Below are 6,581 nucleotides of genomic sequence, written 5' to 3' on the forward strand. Positions count from 1 at the left end.
TTTTTTCAATTCCAATTCTTTTTAATTTTTTGCATGTAATTTTAAATTTTTCTTTTGTTGTTTGACGGTTAACATTTGCCCATTTTTAATTGTATACCGTATATAATTTATGATCTTATTGCTTAAATGTCAAATGGTTTCTATGTACACTATTTGCATTTAGCATTGTAATTATAAAATTTATGTTCATAACCTTCGAAGGAATAGATGGTTCTGGTAAAACAACACAGTCTGAGTTACTTGCAAATTATTTCAAGCAAATTCACGGTGAAAATAATGTCGTATTGACTAGAGAACCAGGTGGTACTGATTTTGCAGAAAAAATAAGAGGATCACTACTTAAGGATAATATTGATCCCATCTCTGAACTTTTATTATTTACCTCAATGAGATATGAACATATGAAAGAATTAATACTACCAGCTCTTAAAGAGGGAAAGACAGTTATTTGTGATCGATTTATCGATTCAACTATTGCGTATCAAGGGTATGGACTAGGTGTTGACTTGAGTCTAATAAGAGACTTACACAAATTAGTGGAAATTAAATATCCAGATATCACATTTATTTTAGATATTGATGTTCAAGTTGGACTCAGCAGAGCAAAGGATAAAAATAAGTATGAAGAAATGAGCATTGATTTCTATCATAAAATTCGAAAAGGATTTCAAGAAATAGCTATAAAAGAATCTAATAGATGTAATGTTATTACTGGAATTGCAGATAAAGACAACAATAAAGTGTATAGTGAAATTATTGATGTAATAAGAAAAAAGAAAAAAGGCATGCAGCCGCTATAATTTTGTCAATAAATACCCTGAGTTTTTTACTGAATGTTACGATTGAGCCTACAGGTCAAAAACAAGCTTTGAGTTAGAAATAACATTGCTATTATAATAAAAGAAATCGCAATATTTGTACAATTGAAAGATGGTTGCGGGAGTAGGATTTGAACCTACGACCTTCAGGTTATGAGCCTGACGAGCTACCGAGCTGCTCCATCCCGCGTCGTTGCTTATTTATTATTATATGCGTAATAATAATAAATAAAAGAATAAAATCACACTATTACATATATTTATATATCTATTAACCTTTCTTAACATGATAGTAAATTATATACATAACAATCTGTGCAATGAAAAATATAACTTGATATTGTGGTTCCCTATTTTTCAGTGTGCAGGAATTTTAACCTATTTCTCATTAAATTTTGAACCAAGCTGTGCTTTCACTATATCTATTTTTCTCTTGCTTTCACCTATACTAATTCTGATTGCAATATTATACAGGAAATACGCAATATTATGCATTTCTTTAATTGCAGTGCTCATAGGATTTACAGCCAGCAAATTCAGAACAGATTCAGTTAATACTCATATTCTTGATAAGGAAAGGTATGTGAAAGATATTGTTGCTACAGTGAAGGATATTAACGATAGGGGCTCATATAAACAATTTTTGCTTTATGAAATAAAAAACACGAAGTTCAAGCTGGATAACATCAGAATATCAGTTAAAACAAAAGCGGAAGAAGGCATTAAAATAGGGGATCAAGTAAAATTATCAGCAAAACTCTTTCCTCCAAAAATTGCGCCTTCGGAATATGCATATGATTTTGCAAGAATAGCATATTATCAGAAAATAAGTGCAACAGGCTTTGCAACAAGCAAAATAGTCCTGTACAAAAAGGCTGAAGCAAGAAAATTTCAAGAGTATATAGAATCTTTCCGTCAATATATCTATGAAAACCTACAGCAAAATACCAAAAAGCCACACGCGGACATAATCTCTGCATTATTAATTGGCAAAAAAGACGGGATAGATCAAAAAACTATGAATGCGATACGAGATTCAGGTATAGCACATTTATTCGCTATATCTGGTTTACATTTATCGTTTGTTGCTGGTCTATTTTTTATAGTATTCCGTAATTTATTTGCAATATCTGAAACTTTGACTCTTAAATATAACACTAAAAAAATATCTGCATTCTTTACTATCTTGCCAACTACCTTTTATTTGTTGATTACCGGTATGCAAATTTCTGCTCAGCGTGCCTACATCATGGTGATCTTGGTACTTGTTGCAATAATCATAGAAAGGAAATATCGAGGATTAATAGCAATTGCGTTTGCTGCTTCGGTGATACTCATAGTGGAGCCAGAAGCAATCTTAAAGCCAGGTTTTCAAATGTCATTTTCTGCTGTTTTGGCACTAGTTGCCAGCTATCAGATCAATGCTAATAAGTTATTCAAAATAAAAATAATAAAATATTTTGTGTCGATAATGATCAGCTCAGTCATAGCAAGTTTAGCAACTGTTCCGTACACAATATACAATTTTAACTATTTTTCAATCAGTGGCATTATCACAAATTTGATTGCTATACCAATAGTTACACTCATTATTATTCCACTTGGAATAATTTATGTTTTATTGATTCCTTTAGGTATTGAATGGATTATAGCGCCATTTATAGAGCGCCCAATTGACAGTATCTTGTGTATAACAAATGCAATCGCTAGTCTTCAGTATTTGGTTATTCCCACTCGCACTTTTCCTGGCTCATCAATTATTATAATAACACTTGGGTTATTGTGGCTATGCTTGTGGGAAAGGAATTGGCGTTTTTTTGGAATTTTCTTTATTGTGCTGGGTATTTTCTCTAGCGCTATGTATAGAACCCCTGACATCCTGGTCAGTATTGATAATCTTGCTGTAAAAGAAGATGACAGTTTACTATATTCTCTTACTAGGAAAAATAGGAACTTTGTTGTCAAAACATGGGCTAAACAAAACGGGCAGAATCAAATTTTGAATCACACTAAATTCAGTAATTCAAACAAAAGGCTAAAATGTAATGATTATGACTGTACATATAATAAAGGAAATAATAAGTCAGTGTTGCTAGCTCATAAAAGAGAAGATATTTTAGAAAATTGTAACAATGTCGATCTAGTAATTCAGTTAAGCAAGTTTAACTATCCAGCTTGCAATACTAAAATCATCAAATACTCTGACTTAGAGGCATATGGCACACACTCTGTTTGGCTAGCAAATAGTGGCATAAAGGTTAGCAAAGTCCGTTCTAATCGTCCTTGGCATAAGCCAAAAAACTTGTTTTAAAAGTGTTATTAGTATATAATTAATTAGGTGCTAGGAAGTTTATGCCTTTAGATATAATAAATCCTTTAAGTGTTAAAGTAGATCATAATTTTGCCAAAATAGATGATGCTATTGGTTTTTTCCCTAGATTATGGCATGCAGCAAAGAAATATTCCGTAAGTAACACTCTACCTATAGCAGCTGTAAATACTTGGCTTCAATTTTCTTTGGCTTATGTAGCTGCAATAATAATAACTAGTAATAATTTAAGCTTTATTACAGATATTTTTAACCCAACATTCATGCCAATTTACACTTTGGTTTCTATTATTCTTTTAACAACTTTTGCAGCCTCTTCTGCTATGAGATATATGCATAAGCAGAAGATAAAAGAAGGAAAAAAGCCGATAGAGGAATTAATAAATGATAAAATTAGAGGTGGCAAAGACAACGAGATAAGTGAACTTGCTGAAAATGCTCTAAAAATAGAGATAAAACCAAATTTAAGTTTTACAAGTCACAAAAAAGCAAGCTTTTCAATAATTTTGCCAATCTCTGAAAATCAAAAAAAAATATTAGATGATCAAAGACAAGAGAATAAGAATAAGGCAATTTTTCTTACCATACCATATGTAATTAGTGCTGTAATTATAGTTGGTGCGTTAATACAAAATAGACTGAGCTTTGCCAATATTCAGGATTTGGAATGGGCCATAGTTGCACTGGCTAGTATCATTGCTATTGTTGGGATATGTATAACATTCAGCAAGCTAAAAAACAATGAGATAAACAATAATCATAATATTGTTAAAAAGTTTAACAATTTGGATATTCTCTTTCCATTCAGAAGAGGTGGGGTTGTATCAGTAATGGAAAAAAAGACAAAAGATGAAGAAGAAAATGATTCTACATCTCGATTGATAAAATTACTTGATAAGCACTTGACTGATTTTACAGATAAAATTGTTGACTCACTTGATAAGCAGTTAGATGAAGTTAAAGGTCTACTCGATAATAAGCTTCTAAAGCCTGCAAATGATGAAATTAAAGAAACACTTGTTCATCTACGAAGAGTCAGAGAAGACATCAAAGAAGATTTGGATGAGTTGCACAAGGAAATCTCGCCCATTTTAAGTGAAGCTAAAGGGCTGGTAAAAAGAGCAAGTTCACTAAACATTGAAAGTATTTTTTCTAGTTTAGATAATGCTATTAAAATCGCTGAAGATAAGGTTGAGCGATTTGAACCAAGCAGATTTGTTGGCTTTTTTAAATCTGGGGAAAGCACAGTTAGTGATGATCCTTTGTTTATAGATATGTTGGAAAAGCAAAAAAAAGAGGCGGAAAAGATAAGGAAGAAATTAGAGGAAGAGCTAAAAAAAGTAAAAGATGAACTAGAAGAATTAAAGAATAAACAAACTCAATCAACCGAACCTAATAGCAGTGAAGGCAGTATTACTGCTACTTCTCTTGAAAAACAGCGAGATGAAGAGAAAAAAGCAATAGAAAAAAATAGATTATTAAAATCAAAAAAAAGGATGAAAGAGCTGGAGCAAGAAAATGCAAAATTGGAAAAAGAATTATCTGAACAAGAAAAAATGGATGAATGGAGAAAAAAAGTTAACGGTAAAGCAAGTGGCTTTCTATATTATTTATTAGAGTCTATTAAGCTAGAAGAAAAAGATAAAAAAGAAGAAAAGAGGGAGTTAACGCTACGGAATTTTGATAATAAAATAATAATTTACTGGAAAGATGGCTCTCAAACAATTTGCCACATTAAAAAACAAGACGGCCTTCAAATTCAACCTAGTACAAAAGTTGATTTTGTGAATCCAGATGTTCATGCAGCATTTGAAGTAGCATGTTCAGGACTTTAAATATTAGTAGTGAAGAGAAAAAATTAAGATTAGATACTTATGTAGCTAAAAAATGCAACATATCTCGCAGTAAAGCGCAAAGATTGATACAGAATGAGCAGGTGAAATTACTTGGTATACCGATAATTAATAATGATCACATAGTAAAACCAGGTGAAGAGTATGTGGTGCATCTCATTCAACCTGACATATCCACATCAATTGAGCCTAATTATGACATAAAACTTGATATCGTCTATGAAGATGATGACATTATAGTTCTGAGTAAACAAAGTAGATTAACAGTACACCCAGGTGCTGGAACAAACAATGATACACTCCTGAATGCAGTGATCGCTCACCTTGGCAAAATTCCATATACAAATACAAGACCAGGAATTGTTCACAGGCTTGATAAAGATACTAGTGGACTCATGGTAATTGCAAAAAATGAACAATCCCACAGCTTCTTGTCTGAACTGCTATCAAATCGTAAAATAAAACGGGAATACTTAGCAGTAATTTGGGGAGCATTACCTAATCTGCAAGGAACAGTAAAAACCCATATTGCTCCAAAACGCAGTAATAAAGAAATGATGTGTGTCACAAAAACAGCAGGTAAATTAGCAATCACTCATTATTCAGTGAAGAAAATTATAGGGCAAGCAAGCCTGGTTAAATGTACTTTAGAGACAGGCAGAACACACCAAATTCGAGTACACATGAGCCACATAGGACATTCTGTAGTTGGTGATCAAGTTTACGGAAAAAATAGTAGTAAAAGTGAAAAACATGCTAAAAACTCTGACTTTATCCGTAATTTCAATAGACAGGCACTACATGCTCACACGCTAGGCTTATATCATCCAAAAAGTAAAGAATATATAGAATTTGTTTCTGATTTACCACAAGACATGCAAGTCTTAATCGGTGAATTTGAAAATATATCTTAACAACATTCATATCAATATTATCATCCATGTTATCAAGAAATTAATTAATGAGAGAAAAACTGCTGCACTACCTAGATCTTTCACTTTTTTTGAAAGTATATGTTGTTCACTGGAAATACGCTCAATTGTTGTTTCAAAAGCAGTGTTAATAATTTCTACAATTAACACCAAAAATAGGCTACTTACCATTACTGCACGTTCTAAATTACTTACATCTAAAACAAACAAAGTTGAAACACATATTATAAAAAGCAGTAACTCCTGTCTAAACGCAACTTCTGATACAAAAGCTGATTTTATTCCTTCACAGGAGTATTGAATTGCTTTTATTAGACGAGTAATGCTTTTCTTCATTATCAATTTTGGAAACTCAATGAATTACACTTATTGCACTCAGGTAAAAAATGCATGAAAATACCTTTCAGTCGTGATCACTTACAAAGATTTTTAAGTTAAAGTCTAGCATATTGTTTGAATCAAGAAAATTAGTACAAAGCCTTTCAACAAACGCTCAAGGCAGTTATAGCATTTCTCATAATAGTCCGAACAGGTCATAGGAAGGCAGAATCAACAGCACGACGAAAGGATTCGAATAGAGGAATGTTTTTCCTGGCTCTGTTTTTTATAGCAAACCAATAATGCTCAATTTTGTTGAAATCTGGAGAAT

The 6,581-nt window shown here is 32.0% G+C and carries 5 protein-coding genes, 1 tRNA gene and 1 pseudogene; 4 read left to right on the plus strand and 3 right to left on the minus strand.

Features of this window, described 5'->3' with window-relative positions; genetic code table 11:
- The first annotated feature begins 182 nt into the window (after positions 1-182).
- Entirely contained in the window at positions 183-800 is a 618-nt protein-coding gene (gene tmk, locus ACJ5GX_RS07130) for a dTMP kinase (RefSeq protein WP_007302302.1), read from the plus strand.
- 131 nt (positions 801-931) lie between these two features.
- On the opposite strand, the gene ACJ5GX_RS07135 is transcribed toward tmk, so the two are convergent.
- Positions 932-1,008, minus strand: a tRNA-Met gene (locus ACJ5GX_RS07135).
- Positions 1,009-1,104: 96 nt separating this feature from the next.
- On the opposite strand from ACJ5GX_RS07135, the gene ACJ5GX_RS07140 reads away from it, so the two are divergent.
- From ACJ5GX_RS07140 to ACJ5GX_RS07150, 3 genes are read left to right on the plus strand one after another with little or no spacing between them, the layout of a single operon-like run.
- Entirely contained in the window at positions 1,105-3,129 is a 2,025-nt protein-coding gene (locus ACJ5GX_RS07140) for a ComEC/Rec2 family competence protein (RefSeq protein ID WP_026097260.1), read from the plus strand.
- Between the two features lie 41 nt (positions 3,130-3,170).
- Positions 3,171-4,982 (plus strand): coiled-coil domain-containing protein, encoded by a 1,812-nt coding sequence (locus tag ACJ5GX_RS07145; protein ID WP_052264881.1) that lies wholly within the window; start codon positions 3,171-3,173, stop codon positions 4,980-4,982.
- Positions 4,967-5,914: an RluA family pseudouridine synthase gene (locus ACJ5GX_RS07150; RefSeq protein WP_007302305.1), complete on the plus strand. Its 948-nt coding sequence runs from the start codon at positions 4,967-4,969 to the stop codon at positions 5,912-5,914. Before ACJ5GX_RS07145 ends, ACJ5GX_RS07150 begins: the two co-directional genes overlap by 16 nt.
- 6 nt (positions 5,915-5,920) lie before the next feature.
- Here ACJ5GX_RS07150 and ACJ5GX_RS07155 read toward each other — a convergent pair whose 3' ends face one another.
- Together ACJ5GX_RS07155 and ACJ5GX_RS07160 are read right to left on the minus strand one after the other, a co-directional pair.
- Positions 5,921-6,268 (minus strand): diacylglycerol kinase, encoded by a 348-nt coding sequence (locus ACJ5GX_RS07155; protein WP_007302306.1) that lies wholly within the window; start codon positions 6,266-6,268, stop codon positions 5,921-5,923.
- A gap of 197 nt (positions 6,269-6,465) precedes the next feature.
- Positions 6,466-6,581, minus strand: a pseudogene (locus ACJ5GX_RS07160) (IS630-like element ISWpi11 family transposase); the annotation flags it as partial.

This window comes from Wolbachia endosymbiont of Tuta absoluta (assembly GCF_059414725.1).